Origin of the sequence: Variovorax sp. CF079 (assembly GCF_900101545.1) — a bacterium.
Classification (GTDB): Bacteria; Pseudomonadota; Gammaproteobacteria; order Burkholderiales; family Burkholderiaceae_C; genus Variovorax.
This window is the reverse complement of the sequence record NZ_FMZU01000006.1, coordinates 50,512-67,386: the sequence shown is the minus strand read 5'-3', so window position 1 is coordinate 67,386 and position 16,875 is coordinate 50,512. Positions and strand designations below refer to the sequence as shown.

At 68.0% G+C, this 16,875-nt stretch carries 16 protein-coding genes; 2 read left to right on the top strand and 14 right to left on the bottom strand.

Annotated elements, in window-relative coordinates; all coding sequences use genetic code 11:
- The first annotated feature begins 2 nt into the window (after positions 1-2).
- Positions 3-530: a TPM domain-containing protein gene (locus tag BLS74_RS09490; RefSeq protein ID WP_093104906.1), complete on the top strand. Its 528-nt coding sequence runs from the start codon at positions 3-5 to the stop codon at positions 528-530.
- Positions 531-533: 3 nt separating this feature from the next.
- Here BLS74_RS09490 and BLS74_RS09485 read toward each other — a convergent pair whose 3' ends face one another.
- The 4 genes from BLS74_RS09485 to BLS74_RS09470 form a co-directional block, all read right to left on the bottom strand.
- A complete protein-coding gene (locus BLS74_RS09485) occupies positions 534-1,112 on the bottom strand; it encodes a cyclic nucleotide-binding domain-containing protein (RefSeq protein WP_170855556.1) in 579 nt (192 codons plus the stop codon).
- Between the two features lie 113 nt (positions 1,113-1,225).
- A complete protein-coding gene (locus BLS74_RS09480) occupies positions 1,226-2,896 on the bottom strand; it encodes an ATP-dependent DNA ligase (protein WP_093104900.1) in 1,671 nt (556 codons plus the stop codon).
- On the bottom strand, positions 2,893-3,960 hold the full coding sequence (locus BLS74_RS09475) for a ligase-associated DNA damage response exonuclease (RefSeq protein WP_093104898.1): 1,068 nt from the start codon (positions 3,958-3,960) through the stop codon (positions 2,893-2,895). Before BLS74_RS09475 ends, BLS74_RS09480 begins: the two co-directional genes overlap by 4 nt.
- A gap of 70 nt (positions 3,961-4,030) precedes the next feature.
- Positions 4,031-4,555: a DUF3617 domain-containing protein gene (locus tag BLS74_RS09470; RefSeq protein WP_093104895.1), complete on the bottom strand. Its 525-nt coding sequence runs from the start codon at positions 4,553-4,555 to the stop codon at positions 4,031-4,033.
- A 200-nt stretch (positions 4,556-4,755) separates the two neighbouring features.
- Here BLS74_RS09470 and BLS74_RS09465 point away from each other — a divergent pair, with 200 nt between their 5' ends.
- Positions 4,756-4,974: a DUF3606 domain-containing protein gene (locus tag BLS74_RS09465; protein WP_093104892.1), complete on the top strand. Its 219-nt coding sequence runs from the start codon at positions 4,756-4,758 to the stop codon at positions 4,972-4,974.
- Positions 4,975-4,983: 9 nt separating this feature from the next.
- On the opposite strand, the gene BLS74_RS09460 is transcribed toward BLS74_RS09465, so the two are convergent.
- The 10 genes from BLS74_RS09460 to atpG form a co-directional block, all read right to left on the bottom strand.
- Positions 4,984-7,062, bottom strand: a complete 2,079-nt coding sequence (locus BLS74_RS09460; protein ID WP_093104890.1) for an NAD(+) synthase — start codon at positions 7,060-7,062, stop codon at positions 4,984-4,986.
- A gap of 96 nt (positions 7,063-7,158) precedes the next feature.
- Positions 7,159-7,845, bottom strand: a complete 687-nt coding sequence (locus BLS74_RS09455; protein WP_093104887.1) for a hypothetical protein — start codon at positions 7,843-7,845, stop codon at positions 7,159-7,161.
- 174 nt (positions 7,846-8,019) lie between these two features.
- Complete coding sequence (locus BLS74_RS09450; protein ID WP_093104884.1) at positions 8,020-9,183, bottom strand: Gfo/Idh/MocA family protein; 1,164 nt, start codon at positions 9,181-9,183, stop codon at positions 8,020-8,022.
- A gap of 5 nt (positions 9,184-9,188) precedes the next feature.
- Complete coding sequence (locus BLS74_RS09445; RefSeq protein ID WP_093104882.1) at positions 9,189-10,151, bottom strand: substrate-binding domain-containing protein; 963 nt, start codon at positions 10,149-10,151, stop codon at positions 9,189-9,191.
- Positions 10,152-10,198: 47 nt separating this feature from the next.
- Entirely contained in the window at positions 10,199-11,233 is a 1,035-nt protein-coding gene (locus tag BLS74_RS09440) for an ABC transporter permease (protein ID WP_093104879.1), read from the bottom strand.
- A complete protein-coding gene (locus BLS74_RS09435; RefSeq protein ID WP_093104877.1) occupies positions 11,202-12,719 on the bottom strand; it encodes a sugar ABC transporter ATP-binding protein in 1,518 nt (505 codons plus the stop codon). The genes BLS74_RS09440 and BLS74_RS09435 overlap by 32 nt, the downstream gene beginning before the upstream one ends.
- A complete protein-coding gene (locus tag BLS74_RS09430) occupies positions 12,716-13,885 on the bottom strand; it encodes an ROK family protein (protein WP_093105444.1) in 1,170 nt (389 codons plus the stop codon). Before BLS74_RS09430 ends, BLS74_RS09435 begins: the two co-directional genes overlap by 4 nt.
- 207 nt (positions 13,886-14,092) lie before the next feature.
- Positions 14,093-14,512 carry a F0F1 ATP synthase subunit epsilon gene (locus tag BLS74_RS09425; protein ID WP_093104875.1) on the bottom strand — a complete coding sequence of 140 codons (420 nt, stop codon included), beginning with the start codon at positions 14,510-14,512 and terminating at the stop codon, positions 14,093-14,095.
- Between the two features lie 18 nt (positions 14,513-14,530).
- Complete coding sequence (atpD, locus tag BLS74_RS09420) at positions 14,531-15,946, bottom strand: F0F1 ATP synthase subunit beta (RefSeq protein ID WP_093105441.1); 1,416 nt, start codon at positions 15,944-15,946, stop codon at positions 14,531-14,533.
- A gap of 52 nt (positions 15,947-15,998) precedes the next feature.
- A complete protein-coding gene (gene atpG / locus BLS74_RS09415) occupies positions 15,999-16,874 on the bottom strand; it encodes a F0F1 ATP synthase subunit gamma (RefSeq protein ID WP_093104873.1) in 876 nt (291 codons plus the stop codon).
- Between the last annotated feature and the right edge of the window lies 1 nt (position 16,875).

Genomic DNA, 16,875 nt, shown 5'->3' with positions numbered 1-16,875 from the left:
CGATGGCCGGCCCATCCTTCTTCTCGAAGCTCGCGCGCCTCTGGCGCCATCGCTGGATCGACGCGGCCGACGTGCGGCGCGCACTGCCGCCGGAAGCACTCGAGCGCCTGGGCCGACGGGTCGCGGCCAGCGAGCGCCGGCACAGCGGCGAGGTGCGCATCTGCGTCGAGGCAGGCCTGCCGATGTCCTACCTGTGGCGCGGCGCGCCGGCACGCGAGCGCGCGATCATGATGTTCGGCAAGCTGCGCGTGTGGGACACCGCGGACAACAACGGCGTGCTGATCTACCTGCTGATGGCCGAGCACGCGATCGAGATCGTGGCCGACCGCGGCATCGATGCGCACGTGAGCGCCGAGGAATGGGCTGCGATGGCGCAGCGCATGACAGCCGCTTTTCGCGAGGGCCGTTTCGAGGACGGGCTCACGCAGGCGTTGGAAGAGATGTCGGCGCTCTTGGTCGCGCACTTTCCGCTGGCCGAGGGCCAGGCCGACCGCAACGAGCTGCCCGACGAGCCGGTCATCCTGATCTGAGGCTCAGCGACGGCCCTGCGCATCGAGCAGGCGGCGGTTCACCGCATGCGCTGCATCCAGCTCCGACTGCAGCGCACGCGTGACCCGCGACAGCGTGCGCAGCCGCCGGTTGCCCTCGCGCAGCCGCTCTGCCAGGCCCTTGGCAACGCCCAGCATCAGGCGGGCCGCGGCGCCGGGGTGCGTCTCGATCAGCTCCAGCAGCGAGGTACGCGACAGCACGCCGAGCTTGACGTCGGTCAGCGCCGTGCAGCTCGCGGAGCGCGGCCCGCCGTCGATCACGCCCATTTCGCCGACCAGGCTGCCCGGGGCGATGACCGAGATCACGACCTCGTCGCCGGGGACGCCGTTGCTGCTGACCACACGCAGCTGGCCATCGAGCACCAGGACCATGTAGTCGTTGTCGACCGCATCGCCTTCCTCGAACAGCAGGGTGTCGGCCAGCAGGTGCAGCGGCCGCATCGCATCGACCACGACCCGCGCCTCGTGCAGCCCCATGCCGGCCAGCGGTGCGGCCTGCATCAGCAGATGAACGGCGTGCTCGCGCAGATCGACGCCGGGACGAGGGTTGCGGTGATCGTGCATGGATGGGAGTGCCGAGTTTCTCAGAACTGCGTCATTGGGTCCTGCAGTTTGCCGCGGTGCGCTCAGGTAGCGGCCGAGGCTGAGAACTTCTTCTCTATCTGCGCGATGCGTCTTCATGCGGGCAGCAGCGCCGCCAGCGTCTGCAAGGTATCGGCCTCCTCCACCGGCTTGTCCTCGCGCCAGCGCAGCATGCGCGGAAAGCGCACCGCGATGCCGCTTTTGTGGCGCGTGCTGCGCGCGATGCCTTCGAAGCCGAGCTCGAACACCAGCGTGGGCTCGACGCTGCGCACCGGCCCGAAGCTCTCGATGGTGGTCTTCTTGATGACCGCATCGACGCGCGCCATCTCGGCGTCGGTCAGGCCCGAGTAGGCCTTGGCGAAGGGCACGAGCCTGCGTTCTGGCGCTTCGGGCGGCCCGTCCCAGACGGCGAACGTGTAGTCGCTGTAGAGGCTGGCACGGCGGCCATGGCCGCGCTGCGCGTAGACCAGCACTGCATCGACGGAGAGCGGATCGATCTTCCACTTCCACCACAGCCCCACGTCCTTGGTGCGGCCGACGCCGTAGTGCGCCTCGCGCTGCTTGAGCATCATTCCTTCGACGCCCATCGAGCGCGCGGCTTCGCGCTGGCGCGCCAGGTCCTGCCAGCTCTCGCCGTGCAGCATGGGACTGGCAACGAGCGAAGGGTGCTGCGCGGCGGCCAGCAGATCGTCGAGCAGCACGCGGCGCTCGGCCTGCGGCAGCGCGCGCAGATCGCGGCCCTCCCATTCGAGCAGGTCGTAGGCCAGCAGCACCGCGGGGATCTCGCGCAGCAGCTTCGGGCTGAGCGTCTTGCGGCCGATGCGCTTCTGCAGCTCGGCAAAAGGCTGGACGCGACCCTCGCCAATAGGCGAGGTCGAATCCCTGCGCCAGACCACCACCTCGCCGTCGAGCACCGTGCCGTCGGGCAAGGTCTCGCCCATCTGCGCGAGCTCGGGGAAGCGCTCGGTCACCAGCTCTTCGCCGCGCGACCACAGCCAGACCCGGCCGGCGCGCTTGACCAGCTGGGCGCGGATGCCGTCCCACTTCCACTCGACGAGCCATTGCGAAGGCGGCCCGAGCGCCGCATCGAACTGTTCGAGCGGCAGGTTGAAGGGATGCGCGAGAAAGAAGGGATAGGGCTGTCCGCTGGTCTGCTGGTCGAGCTCGCCGCTGCTCTCGGGCGCGATCAGCGCGGCGTAGTCGGCCGCGGTGGGCTGGCCGGCGATGTGCGTGTAGCCCATCAGCCGCTGCGCGACGCGCTTGGGGTCGAGCGCACCGACCGCGGACAGCGCCTGCGTGACCTGAAGGCGCGAGACGCCGACGCGGAAGCCGCCGGTGATGAGCTTGAAATAGACCAGCCGCTCCTCCGGCGCGAGGCGGCGCCATTGCGCACGCAGCGCGTCGGAGAGCTGCTCGGGCGCCATGCCGCGCAAGGGCAGCAGGTGCTTTTCGACCCAGACCGCGAGCCCCAGGTCGTGCGCATCGGTCGGCGACGGCAGCAGCAGCGAAATGGTTTCGGCCAGGTCGCCGACCGCCTCGTAGCTTTCGACGAACAGCCATTCCGGCAGGCCGGCGGCCTCCTGCGCGAGCAGCCGCAGCAGCTTGGTGGGCACCAGCTGCCGCGGTTTGCCGCCAGCCAGGAAGTACACGGTCCAGGCCGCGTCGGCCGGCGCGGCGCTTAGCAGATAGCGCTGCAGCGCGGCCTGCTTGGCCAGGCTCGAGGTGCTCGCATCGAGCTCGCGATAGAGCGCGGCGAACTGCTTCATGGGAGGGCTGTTTCTCCTTCCCCTTCCGGGGGAAGGCCGGGATGGGGGCTCGCGGCCGTCGGAGCACCCTCCATGTCCTCATCTCCATATTCGGTCTTGAAGCCCTGCGCCTGCAGCCCGTTCTCCGAGAGCCAGCGCACCATCACCGCCACGCTGCCGTGCGTGACGAACACGCGCTCGGCCCCGGTGCCGGCGATGGCCTGCTGCAGCCCCGGCCAGTCGGCATGGTCGGACATCACGAAGCCGCGATCGACACCGCGCCGCCGGCGCGTGCCGCGCAGCTGCATCCAGCCGCTCGCGAAGCCATCCGAGTAGTTGCCGAGGCGCCGCATCCACGGCGTGCCATGGGCCGAGGGCGGCGCGAGCACCAGCGCGCGCTGGAGCAGCGCGGCATCGACGCCGGGATCGGTCACGCGCAAAGTCGGCGGCAGCGCCACGCCGGCCGCGCGGTAGACCGCATTCAAAGGTTCGACCGCGCCGTGGACCACGATCGGCCCGATGCCCGCATCCACGCCGTGCAAGATGCGCTGCGCCTTGCCGAAGGCATAGCACAGCAGCACCGAGGCGCGGCCCTGTTCGGCGTTGGCGCGCCACCAGTCGTTGATCTCGGCGAACAGCTCGGCTTGCGACGGCCAGCGGTAGATCGGCAGGCCGAAGGTGGATTCGGTGATGAAGGTGTCGCAGGGCACCGGCTCGAAGGCCGTGCAGGTGCCGTCGGGCTCGGTCTTGTAGTCGCCGGAGGCGACCCAGACGCGGCCGCCGTGCTCGAGCCGCACCTGCGCCGAGCCCAGCACGTGGCCGGCCGGATGCAGCGAAAGCTTCACGCCCTGGTGGGCGATGGCCTCACCGTAGTCCAGCGTCTGCAGCGTGATCTCGCCCAACCGCGCGCGCAGCGTGCCGGCGCTGTCGCGGTGCGCGAGGTAGTGGCCGTGGCCGGCGCGCGCATGGTCCGAGTGCGCATGCGTGATGACGGCGCGGTCGACCGGCCTCCACGGATCGACGTAGAAATCGCCCGGCGGGCAGTAGAGGCCTTCGGGGCGGGCGATGACCAGGTCGTCGGGCATGGCGCAGATCGTAGGCCGATGCCCCATCCGTCGCGCAGACGGGCCGACGCGAAGCGCTGTCGGCGGCAGCCTACTTCTTCTTTTGAGCGCCCATCATGTCCAGCACGTTCATCTTCATGCCGTTCGACATCACCATGTCACCCGGCTTCTGGCCCGCCTTGCAGGGCCCGACCCACTTGGCCTCGATGATGGCCGTGCCCTCCTTGCGGCCCGCGAGCGGCGGGTTGTAGCTGGAGCGGCTTTCCATGCGGTAGCCGGTGCCCATGTCGCCCGAGACCACCGAATGCGTGGTGGCGGTGGTGGTGCCGATCTTGCACACCGAGTCGACCACCATCTTGCCGCCCTCGGTGCGCATGTCCTGCTTCGAACAGGCTTGCTGGCCTGTGCTGCTGCCCATCTCGCGCATGGCCTTGTCGGTGGCGGCGTCGATGCATTGCTGGGTCTGCATCGGGGGCGCCTTGGAGGCACCGTCGTCCGACTGGATCGTCATTTCCCACAGGCCGGGCTTGCGCGGCGGATAGTCGAGTGCGCACGCCGCGCCGGCGTACAGAAGGCAGATCGCAGCGGCGACGCTCAAGCGGGTGGGAATTCTCATCGTGTGCTCCAGCAAAGACGGATTGGAAATGAAAGCCAGCCGCTTTCTAACCCACATGCCGGATCGGCGGAATAGAGCAATCGGCCGGCAGCCCCCAGCCTTCAGCGAGGTTGACGCGGCGGGCAGTCCCGTGGCCTGATTTCCTACAAGCGGGAGATGGTGCATCTCCTAGGGTGCGACAACCGACAGGAGCAAACGAGATGAAAAAAGCAGCCATAGCAGGCGGCGGCATTCACTCCGACCGCATCGACATCAGCACCGCCCGCGAGCTCGACAAATGGTCCAGGAAACTGGACGTCACACACGATCGCCTGCGCGAAGCCGTCCGCGCGGTGGGCAGTCGCGCATCGGACATCGAGTGGCATCTGCGCGGAAGCCGCCAGGCCGGCGCCGGACGGCATTCCAGCGCATCGCACTGACATCCGCCCTCAACCGGACTCGGGAACCCGCCTTAGATCCTCCAACCAGACCTCCGCTTCCGAATCGCTGGGCGCGCGCCAGTCGCCGCGCGGCGAGAGCGATCCGCCCGAACCGACCTTGGGCGCGTTCGGCACGCACGAGCGCTTGAACTGGCTGATCTTGAAGAAGCGGTAGAGGAAGGTGCCGAGGTGGCGCTTGATGTCGGCCAGCGCGTACTCGTTGCGCGCCGGCTGAAGCTCGTCCTCGGGCCAGCGGCCGCGCGTGCGGTCGCCCCAGGCCGCATGCGCGAGGAAAGCGACCTTGGTCGGCCTGAAGCCGTAGCGCAGCGTGTAGTAGAGGTGGAAGTCCTGCAGCTCGTAGGGGCCGATGACGTCCTCGGTCCGCTGGCCGGGCTGCGCCGACGCCTCCGCGCCGTCGGCGGCAGCGGTTGGAATCAGCTCGGGGCTGACCTCGGTCTCGAGGATGTCGCGCAGCACCGCGCTGCCCTCGGCGCCCAGCACCTGGGTTGCAGCAACCCAGTGCACCAGGTGCTTGATCAGCGTCTTGGGCACGCTCGCATTCACGTTGTAGTGCGACATGTGGTCGCCGACGCCGTAGGTGCACCAGCCCAGCGCCAATTCGCTCAGGTCGCCGGTGCCGACGACGATGCCGTTGTGGTGGTTGGCCAGGCGGAACAGGTGGCTGGTGCGTTCACCGGCCTGCACGTTCTCGAAGGTGATGTCGTACTGCGGGACGCCCTGGTCGAAGGGATGGCCCAGGTCTTCCAGCATCTGGCGGCAGCTCGGACGGATGTCGATCTCGCGCGCCGTACAGCCGATGCTGGCCATGAGCCGGTGCGCCTGCGCCAGCGTGCGCCCGCTGGTCGCGAAGCCGGGCATGGTGAAGCCGAGGATGTTGGCGCGCGGCAGGCCGAGCCGGTCCATCGCCTGCGCACAGACCAGCAAGGCATGGGTCGAATCGAGCCCGCCCGAGACGCCGATCACGAGCTTGTCGATGCGGCTGGCCTCCAGCCGCTGCACCAGCGACTGCACCTGGATATTGAACACCTCGCTGCAGCGCTCGTCGCGCCGCGCCGGATCGGCGGGCACGTAGGGAAAGCGCTCCACCGTGCGCAGCAGGCTGCGCGGCACTTGAGGCGGCGGCGCGAGGTCGAATTCGACGGTGCGCCAGTTCGCCAGCGCGCTCTTGTGCTTCTGGACCGAGGTGCCGAAGCTGTTCTGCCGCATGCGCTCGCGCGACAGGCGCTCGAGGTCGACGTCGGCCGCGATGAAGTGCGAGCGGTTGCTGAAGCGTTCGCTCTCGGCCAGCATGTCGCCGCTCTCGCAGATCAGCGCCTGCCCGTCCCAGGCCAGGTCGGTGGTCGATTCGCCGATGCCCGCCGACGAATAGAGGTAGGCCGCGAGACAGCGCGCCGACTGCAGGCTGACCAGCCGATGCCGGTAGTCCGACTTGCCGATCGTGATGTTGGAGGCCGAAAGATTGACCAGCACCGTCGCACCGGCCAGCGCCGCGTAGCTCGACGGGGGAATGGGCACCCACACGTCTTCGCAGATCTCCACGTGCAGCTTGAAGAGCGGCATCTGCCGCGACCGGAACAAGAGCTCGGTGCCGAAGGGCACGCGTTCGCCGCCGAGCTCGACCTCGGTGGAGAGCGCGCTGTCGGCGCCGTTGAACTGCCGGCCTTCGTAGAACTCGCCGTAGTTCGGCAGGTAGGTCTTCGGCAGCACGCCCAGCACCCGGCCGCCTGCGACGACGGCGGCACAGTTGAAGAGGCGGTGGTCCACGCGCAGCGGCAGGCCGACAACGGCGACGGCGCCGATGTCGCGCGAGGCCGCGGCGACCTCCAGCAGCGCGCGCTCGCAGGCATCGAGCAGGGCCGCCTGGTGGAACAGGTCGTCGCAGGTATAGGCCGAGAGGCCCAGCTCGGGGAAGGCGACCAGCACCGCGCCGTCGGCCGCCGTCTCGCGGTACATGCGGATGGTCTCGGCCACGTTGAACACCGGATCGGCCACGCGATTGCGCGGCACCGCCACGGCGAGGCGCGCGAAACCGTGGGTGTAGGGATTGAGGAACTCGTGTTCGGTCATGGGCCGGATTGTGGGCCTTATGCCAGCGCCTGCCCGGCAGGCTCGGCAAAAGCCTTGGCCTTGGCCCGAATGCCGGCGCTCTTGCGACGAGGCCGCCTAGAGCGAAAGCAGGCGCTGCAGGAAGGCGCGATAGCGCCGCAGCGCCATGCGCAGCTGCTCCGTCGACGCCCGCTCCACTTGGTCCGTCTGCCCCTCGAGCGCGCCGCGCTGCTTGGAGAAGGTCTGGCTCAGGTTGTCGAGGACCTGGCGCACCAGCTCGTCGGCCTTGCGCACCGCCTGCTGGGGGTCGTCGACGAAGCCGATCTGGACCGCATCCCAGCTGGCGCGAAAGTCACGTGCCACGTCGGGAGAGAAAAGCGGATCCAGCGACTCGTCGCTGCTCCCGGCGGGCGCCTGCTTCTCGGCCGCGGGCTGCTGCAGGTCGTCCGTCGCGATGCCTCGCTGCCCGTGCACCGGTTGATCCGCCTGGCCGACCACCCCCGCCGGGTTGTCGACGAACTCGGCCTGCAAGCGCTTCCAGTCCCGGCTGAACCTGGCGGCTTCGCCCGGCGCGAGCGCCACGAGGTCCAGGGCTTCGACGCGCGCTTCGCGCCGCCTGAGCTCGGCCTCGGCCTTGCTGCGGCTGCCGAGCTCCTCGACGGCATGACCGTACTCCGAGCCGAAGCGGTCCGCGAGCCGGCGCGACTGTCGTCTTCGATAGGAAAAATAAGCGGCCAGCGCGGCCAAAACGAGGATCACGACGATCCCGAGGGCCAGCCATGCCTGCGTATTCGTGGCATCCATACGCATCTCCCTTCGCATCGGGACACTCGCGGTCCACCTCGATCGGCGGTCATCGCGGGCGTCTCCTTGGGGATGCTGTCCGGCGGCCGCGCCAAGTCAGCGGCGCAGCGGACATTCAACTGTGGGAGGGTACCTACAGCGGCAGCGCGGCATGCGGGGCGCGCGCATGCAGGCTCACCAGGCCGTCCACTTCGCCTCGCTCTTCGCGGAAGCCACCGTGCGCTCGATGAAACGCACGCCGCGCGCGCCGTCCTCGACGCGCGGGTAGTCGGCTTCCAGCGGATCGGCCGCAAGGCCCGCGAGCCGCGCGCGGATGTCGCCCACGACGCCGCCGTACACGTTCGCGAAGGCTTCGATGAAGCCCTCGGGGTGGCCGCTGGGCAATCGGCTCGCGCGCTTCGCCGCCTCGCCGAGCCAGGGCGATCCGCGTGTCAGGATGCGGCGCGGTCCGTCGTGCGGCAGGTGCAGCAGTTCGCTCGGCTGCTCCTGCCGCCACACCAGCGTGCCCAGCGTGCCGGAGACGCGCAGGCGCAGGTCGTTCTCCAGGCCGGTGTTGACCTGCGAGGCGATCAGCACGCCGCGCGCGCCGCCCTGGAAGCGCAGCAGCAGGCTGCCGTCGTCGTCGAGCGCACGGCCCGGCACCAGCGCGCTCAGGTCGGCGCAGAGGCTCTCGATCTCGAGGCCGGTCACGGTCGCGACCAGGTTCTCGGCGTGCGAGCCGATGTCGCCGATGGCGCCGGCCGCACCGCTCATGGCCGGGTCGCTGCGCCAGGCGGCCTGCTTGTTGCCTTCGCTCTCGAGCTGGGTCGAAAGCCAGCCCTGGTTGTATTCGACCACCACCTTGCGGATCTCGCCGAGCCGGCCCGAGCGCACGATCTCGCGCGCCTCGCGCACCATCGGGTAGCCGGTGTAGTTGTAGGTGACCGCGAACATCGTGCCCTTGCGCGCCACCGCGGCGACCAGGGCATCGGCCTGCGCGCGCGTGTGGACCAGCGGCTTGTCGCACACCACGTGGAAGCCGGCTTCGACGAAGGCCTGCGCGACCGGGAAGTGCACGTGGTTGGGCGTGACGATCGAGACGAAATCGATGCGCTCGTGTTCCGGGCGCTTCAGTTCGTCGTCGAGCAGGCTTTGCCAGTCGCCATGGTTGCGGTCGTCCGCCAGCAGCAGGTCGCGGCCCGAAGCCCGGGCCTTCTCGGCGCTCGACGACAGCGCACCGGCCACCAGCTCGGCCTGGCCGTCGAGCGCGATCGCCTTGCGGTGCACCGCACCGATGAAGGCGTCGCGCCCGCCGCCGACCATGGCGTAGCGCAGCCTGCGAGAAGGGATCTCGGTCATCGGCCTCAGAACGGTGAATTCGGGTGGTAGAAGTCCTTGGCGTTCTCCTTGGTGATCAGCACCGAGGGAATGATTGTCGTCGCCGGCAGCTTCTCGCCCTTCAGGCGCGCTTCGGCCGTGAGCTTGATCGCGTCGTAGATGAACTTGGGCGAGTAGCTCACGTCGGCGTCGATGCGCTTGTCCTTGCCGTCGAGGATGGTCTTGACCATGCCCTTGGCGCCGGCGCCGCCGAAGATGATCTTGATGTCGTCGCGCTTGGCCTGCTCGATGGCCTTGAGCACGCCCACCGCCATGTCGTCGTCGGCGGCCCAGATCGCATCGAGGTTCTTGAAGCGCGTGAGGTAGTCCTGCGTGACCTTAAAGGCATCGTCGCGATTCCAGTTGGCGTACTTGGCGTCGAGCAGCTTGATGTCGGGGTAGTTCTTCATCACGCCGTTGAAGGCGTCCATGCGCTCGTTGTCCAACGTGGTCGCGATGCCGCGCAGCGCGACGACGTTGCCCTTGCCATTGAGCTTCTTCGCGATGTACTCGGCCGGAATCTTGCCGAAGGCGGTGTTGTCGCCGGCGACATACGCGTCCTGTGCGCTGGTGTCGGTCAGGCCGCGGTCGACCACGGTGACATAGGTGCCCTTGGCCTTGACCTGGGCCACCGGCTTGGTGAGCGCGGCCGATTCGAAGGGGAAGATCACCAGCGCGTTGATCTTGGTCACAGTCGACAGGTCCTGCAGCTGGTTGGCCTGCTCGGGCGCGTTGGCCGCCGTCTTGATCGTGATCTTGAGGTCCTTGTGCTGCTTCTCGAGATCCTTCTTCGCCTGGTTGGCCCAGTAGTTGATGCCGCCCATGAAGCTGTGCGTGGCGGCGGGGATCGAGACGCCGAGGTTGACCTTCTCGGCGCCGAAGGCCGGGAAGGCCGCAAAGCTCGCGGCTGCGACGGCGGTGAGTGCGATGCGTCGGGTGATGAGAGTCATGCTTGTTGTCTCCGTGGTTGAAAAAGGGGAAATGAAAAGCCGGGGGCTCACCTTCTGCCTCGCTGAAGAAAGGCGACGACGATGATCACGATCCCCTGCACCGCGGCGTTGAGGTACACGCTGATGATGCTGGTGAGGTTCAGGATGTTGCTGATGACCGAGAGCAGGATGGCGCCGATCACGGTGCCGGTGATGCTGCCCGCGCCGCCCTTGAGCGCGGTGCCGCCGACGATCACCGCGGCGATGGCTTCGAGCTCCCACAACAGGCCGGTGGTCGGCGACGCAGAGCCGAGGCGCGGCACGTAGAGCAGCGTCGCGATGCCGACGCAGACGCCGAGCAGCACGTAGGTGAGGATCTTCACGCCGTCGACGCCGACCGCCGCATAGCGCGCGACCTGCTCGTTGGAGCCGATGGCCTGCACATAGCGGCCGTAGGCGGTGCGGTTCAGGATCAGGCCACCGATGACGGCGACGATGAGGAACACCCACACCGGCACCGGAATGCCCAGCAGGCTCGCGTAATAGACCGGCGCGTAGAGGTCCGACAGATCGTTGTCGAGCGTGAGCGCGCCGCCGTCGGCGAAGTAGGTCAGGTAGGCGCGGAAGATGCCGAGCGTGCCCAGCGTCACGATGAAGGGCTCGATGCGCCCCTTGGTGATGAGCAGGCCGTGCGCGAGCCCGAACGCCGCGCCCAGCGCCACGGCGAGCACGGCGCCGAGCACCACCGCGAGGAGCGGCGAGCCGAACATGGGACCCATCGCGTTGATGAACATGATCACGCAACCCGCGATCAGCGCCGCCATCGAGCCCACCGAGAGGTCGATGCCGCCCGAGATGATCACGAAGCACATGCCGACCGCGATGATGCCGATGAAGGCGGTGCGCGTGAGCACGTTCATCGCGTTGTCGAGCGTGGCGAAGTCGCCGTTGAGCAGCGTGCCGGCGATGCACAGCAGCACCAGGCCGATGACCGGGCCGAGGCCGTGCAGGCGCTCGGTCCAGCGCGGCTTGCTTTCGCTGCGGTGCGCTGCGGCGGCAGCCGTAGCGGCTTCAGGCGTGGCTTGTTGCGGTTCCGGTGGCATGAGCGATGAGCTCCTCTTCGGTCAATTGATCGGCATCGAGCGTCGTGACGAGCCGGCCCGCGCGCATCACCGCGACGCGGTGGCACAGGCCGATCAGCTCCATCAGCTCCGACGAGACGACGATCACGGCCAGCCCCTCGCGGGCCAGGCGCTGGATCAGGAAATAGATGTCGCGCTTGGCGCCGACGTCGACGCCGCGCGTGGGCTCGTCGAGCACCACCACCTTGGGCTGCGGCTGCAGCACCTTGGCGAGCGCGAGCTTCTGCTGGTTGCCGCCCGAGAGCGAGGAGGCGCGCGCGTCGAGGTCGCCGGTCCGGATGCCGTAGTCCTTCACGGCCGTGGCCAGCGCGCTGCGCTCGGCCTCGGGGTGCAGCCAGGGCGTGGCATAGCGCTCGAGCGCCATCAGCGTGAGGTTCTGGCGCAGGCCGAGGTGCACGTGCAGGCCCTTGCCCTTGCGGTCTTCGCTCAAGTAGGTGAAGCCGTGCTTGGCGGCATCGCGCGGGTTGCGCAGCTGCACGGGCTTGCCGCCGATCTCGACACTGCCGCTCGCCGGCCGCAGCCCCATCAGGCCTTCGAAGAGCTCGGTGCGGCCGGCGCCGACCAGCCCGGCGAAGCCGAGGATCTCGCCGGGGCGCACCTCGAAGCTCGCATCCTCGGCCCAGCCGGGCACGCTGAAGTGGCGCACCTGCATCGCAGGCGCCGCGTCCGCGACCACGGCATCGCGCGGCGGATACAGGTCGGCGAGTTCGCGGCCTACCATCAGGTTGGCCATCTGGTGGCGCGTGAGTTCGGAGGTCGGCGCGCGCGTCACGAAGCGGCCGTCGCGCATCACGATCACTTCGTCGGTGATGCGCTCGACCTCGTCGAGCTTGTGCGAGATGTAGACGACGGTCACGCCGTCGGCGCGCAGCTGTGCGATCAGCTTGAACAGACGCTCGGTCTCGCCGGGCGTGAGCGTGGCGGTCGGCTCGTCCATGACGAGCAGGCGCGCGTGGCGCGAGACCGCCTTGGCAATCTCGACCAGCTGCTTCTCGGCGACGATCAGGCGGCGCACCTTGGTGCGCGGGTCGACCTGGAGGCCCACTGCGGCGAGCGCAGTCGCCGCTTCGCGCTCCATCGCAACGTCGTCGAGCAACCAGCCTTTTCTCTTTTCGTGGCCGAGGAAGATGTTCTGCGCCACGCTCAGGTCTTCGGCCAGGTTGAACTCCTGGTGGATCAGCACGATGCCGAGCGCTTCCGCATCGCGCGAACTGCCGAAGTGCTGCGGCTCGCCGTTCACGCGCACGACGCCACCGGTGATCGATTCGTAGCCGGCAAGGATCTTCATCAGCGTGGACTTGCCCGCACCGTTCTCGCCGAGCAGGCCGTACACGCGGCCCGGTTCGATGGCGAAGCTCACGCCGTGCAGCACCTGCACCGGGCCGAAGGCCTTCACGACCTTGTCGAATTCGACGGCGACGCTGCGCTTGGGCTGCTGCTGCGTCATGGCGCGACCCCGCGAACCTTCAGCGTCTCGTGCATGGCCAGCACGCCGGCGCCGATCAGCCCGGCCTGCGTGCCCAGCGGCGTGTACTGGATCTCGAGATGCCGTGTCGAGAGCGCGAGCGAGCGCTGGTACACGCTCTGGCGCAGGGCCGCGAGGAACAGCGGTCCAATGTGCGTGATGCCGCCGCCGATGAACACGTGCGAGGGATTGAAGAAGTTCACGATCGACGCCAGCATCTGGCCGATCAGGTTGCCGGCGCGCTGTACGATCGCGTTGGCCGCCGCATCGCCGGCACGGCTGGCCTGGCCGACATCGATGGCATCGATGCGGCCCTGCGCGCGCAGCCGCTCGGCCAGCGCGGCGCTCTCGCCGGCTTCCGCAGCCTGTACCGCCATGCGCGTGATGGCCGGGCCGGCCGCCATCGCCTCGACGCAACCGACATTGCCGCAATGGCAGCGCGGGCCTTCCTGGTCGACGCAGATGTGGCCCACGTCGCCGGCTGAGCCCGCGGCACCGCGGTACACCTCGCCGTGGCACACGATGCCGCAGCCGATGCCGGTGCCGATCTTGATGACGAGGAAGTTGGAGAGCGAGCGCTTCAGGCGCCAGAGTTCGCCGAGCGCCATCAGGTTCACGTCGTTGTCGACGAAGACCGGCGCCGCGTAGTCCTCGCGCAGGTAGTCGCGGATCGAGAAGCTGTCCCAGGCCGGCATCAGCGGCGGGTTCACGAGCTGGCCGATCTCGAAGTTGACCGGGCCCGGCACGCCGATGCCGATGCCGATCACCTGCTTCGCGTCGAAGCCGCATCGGCTCAGCAGCTCGCGCATCAGCACGCGCACGCGGGCCAGCACCACGCCGGGGCCTTCGCGCACGTCGGCCGGCTCCGCATGCTGGGCCAGCACCGTGAGGTCGGGCCGCAGCACCGCGACGTCGAGGCTGGTGGCGCCGATGTCCACCCCGACCAGCACGCCGAGGCCCGCATGGAGCTGGAGGTTCTCGGCCCGGCGGCCACCGGAGGAGCGCTGCAGGCCGGCCTCGGCCAAGAGGCCCTGCTCGACCAGGCCGGCGATCAGCGCGTTGGCCTTGCTCTTGGAGAAGCCCAGCTTTTCGGCCATGCCATGGCGCGAGCCGCCGGCCGACCAGAAGGTCGTCTCCAGCAGCCGCATCTCGTCGGCAGTGAGGCCGCTCCAGGTGCCCAAGCTTTGTCTCCAGTGTTCGTTCTTCGTTACCCTGCGGCCTCTACGGACCGGGGCGAAGGCGAATACTAGGCGCTGGGCTTCAGCCGAACAAGATTGAACTTCGACCTGATTAAGACCGAAGGACGTGAAAAAAGCCGCCCGAAGGCGGCTCTTTCGAAGGACAGCACTGCTGCCTTACTTTTTTTGGCGGTATTTGCGGAGTGCGGCGATCTGCGCGGCCATCACGGCCAGTTCCGATTGCGCCATCGCGATGTCGATGTCGCTCCTGGCGTTCTTGAGCGCTTCCTCGGCGGCGGCCTTGGCCACGTTGGCCTTCTCGTCGTCGAGGTCCTTGCCGCGGATGGCGGTGTCGGACAGCACGGTCACCGTGCTGGGCTGCACTTCCAGGATGCCGCCGGCCACGAAGACGAATTCCTCGCCGCCGTCGGCCGTCTCGATGCGCACCGCACCCGGACGGATGCGCGTGATCAGCGGCGTGTGGCGCGGATAGATGCCGAGCTCGCCGGCTTCGCCGGGCAGTGCGACGAACTTGGCCTCGCCCGAGAAGATGGACTCCTCGGCACTGACCACGTCGACGTGAATGGTGTTTGCCATCTGGATTCCTATGCCGCCTTAGGCGACCTTCTTGGCCTTTTCGAACGCCTCGTCGATCCCGCCCACCATGTAGAACGCTTGTTCCGGCAGGTGGTCGGCTTCGCCGTTCACGATCATCTTGAAGCCGCGGATGGTTTCGGCCAGCGGCACGTACTTGCCCGGCGAGCCGGTGAACACTTCGGCCACGTGGAAGGGCTGCGACAGGAAACGCTGGATCTTGCGGGCGCGGGCCACGGCCAGCTTGTCGTCCGGAGCCAGTTCGTCCATGCCCAGAATCGCGATGATGTCGCGCAGTTCCTTGTAGCGCTGCAGCGTGCCTTGCACGGCGCGGGCCACGTTGTAGTGCTCTTCGCCGACCACGTGCGGGTCGAGCTGGCGCGAGGTCGAATCGAGCGGGTCCACGGCGGGGTAGATACCGAGCGAAGCGATGTCGCGCGACAGCACCACGGTGGAGTCCAGGTGGGCGAAGGTGGTGGCGGGCGACGGGTCGGTCAAGTCGTCCGCCGGCACGTACACGGCCTGGATGGAAGTGATCGAGCCGACCTTGGTCGAGGTGATGCGTTCCTGCAGGCGGCCCATTTCCTCGGCCAGCGTCGGCTGGTAGCCCACGGCGGAAGGCATGCGGCCCAGCAGAGCCGACACTTCGGTACCGGCCAGCGTGTAGCGGTAGATGTTGTCGACGAAGAAGAGCACGTCGCGGCCCTCGTCGCGGAAGGATTCGGCGATGGTCAGGCCGGTCAGCGCCACGCGCAGACGGTTGCCCGGGGGCTCGTTCATCTGGCCGTAGACCATGGCCACTTTCGACTCGCCGAGGTTCTCGAGGTTCACCACGCCCGAGTCGGACATCTCGTGATAGAAGTCGTTGCCTTCGCGGGTACGCTCACCCACGCCGGCGAACACCGACAGACCCGAGTGGGCCTTGGCGATGTTGTTGATGAGTTCCATCATGTTCACGGTCTTGCCGACGCCGGCGCCGCCGAACAGGCCCACCTTGCCGCCCTTGGCGAAGGGGCAGACCAGGTCGATCACCTTGATGCCGGTTTCCAGCAGGTCAGTCGACGGCGAGAGCTCGTCGTAGGCCGGCGCCTTGCGGTGGATCGAAGCGGTGACTTCCTGGCCGACCGGGCCGCGCTCGTCGATCGGGCGACCGAGCACGTCCATGATGCGGCCGAGCGTCGCCTTGCCGACGGGCACGGTGATCGGCGCGCCGGTGTTGGTCACGACGAGGCCGCGGCGCAGGCCGTCGGACGAGCCGAGCGCAATGGTGCGCACCACGCCGTCGCCGAGCTGCTGCTGCACCTCGAGGGTCAGCGTGCCGCCTTCGTATTGCAGCGCGTCGTACACCTTGGGCATCTGGTCGCGCGGGAATTCCACGTCGACCACGGCCCCGATACATTGAACGATCTTGCCTTGCGCTGTATTTGCTTGAGCCATCATCTGCTCCGGTAAAAATTAAATCTGGTTGAGGTCGAAGGACCGAAGGTCTTCAGACGCCTGCGGCCGCCGCAGCGCCCGAAACGATCTCCGACAGCTCTTTGGTGATGCCGGCCTGGCGGGTCTTGTTGTAGACCAGCTTGAGTTCGTCGATCACGTTGCCGGCGTTGTCGGTGGCGGACTTCATGGCGACCATGCGCGCCGACTGTTCCGACGCCATGTTCTCGGCCACGGCCTGGTACACCAGCGACTCGACGTAGCGCACCAGCAGTTCGTCGATCACGCTCTGGGCATCGGGCTCGTAGATGTAGTCCCACGAGTGCTGGCCCTTTTCCATCTTCATCGACTCGGCGGCCAGCGGCAGCAGCTGCTCGACCACCGACTCCTGGCGCATCGTGTTGATGAACTTGGTGTAGCAGAGGTAGACCGCGCTGAGCTTGCCCTCGGCGTACGCGTCGAGCAGCACCTTGACCGGGCCGATCAGCTTGTCGAGGTGCGGCGTGTCGCCCAGCTGGGTGACATGCGAGACCACGCGGGCGCCGATGCGGTTCAGAAAGCCCAGGCCCTTGTTGCCGATCGCCACCGCCTCGACGGCGACGCCGGCCGACTGCTGCTCGCGCAGCTTGGTCGTCACGACGCGCAGCACGTTGGTGTTCATGCCGCCGCACAGGCCTTTGTCGGTCGTCACGACGATGAAGCCGGCGGCCTTCACGTCGTTGACCTTCATGAAGGCGTGCGTGTACTCCGGGTTCGCCTGGCCGAGGTTGGCCGCGATGCTGCGGATCTTCTCGCTGTAGGGGCGGGCCGCGCGCATGCGTTCCTGCGCCTTGCGCATCTTCGACGCGGCCACCATTTCCATGGCCTTGGTGATCTTCTTGGTGTTCTCCACCGATTTGATCTTGCCGCGGATTTCCTTACCAGCTGCCATT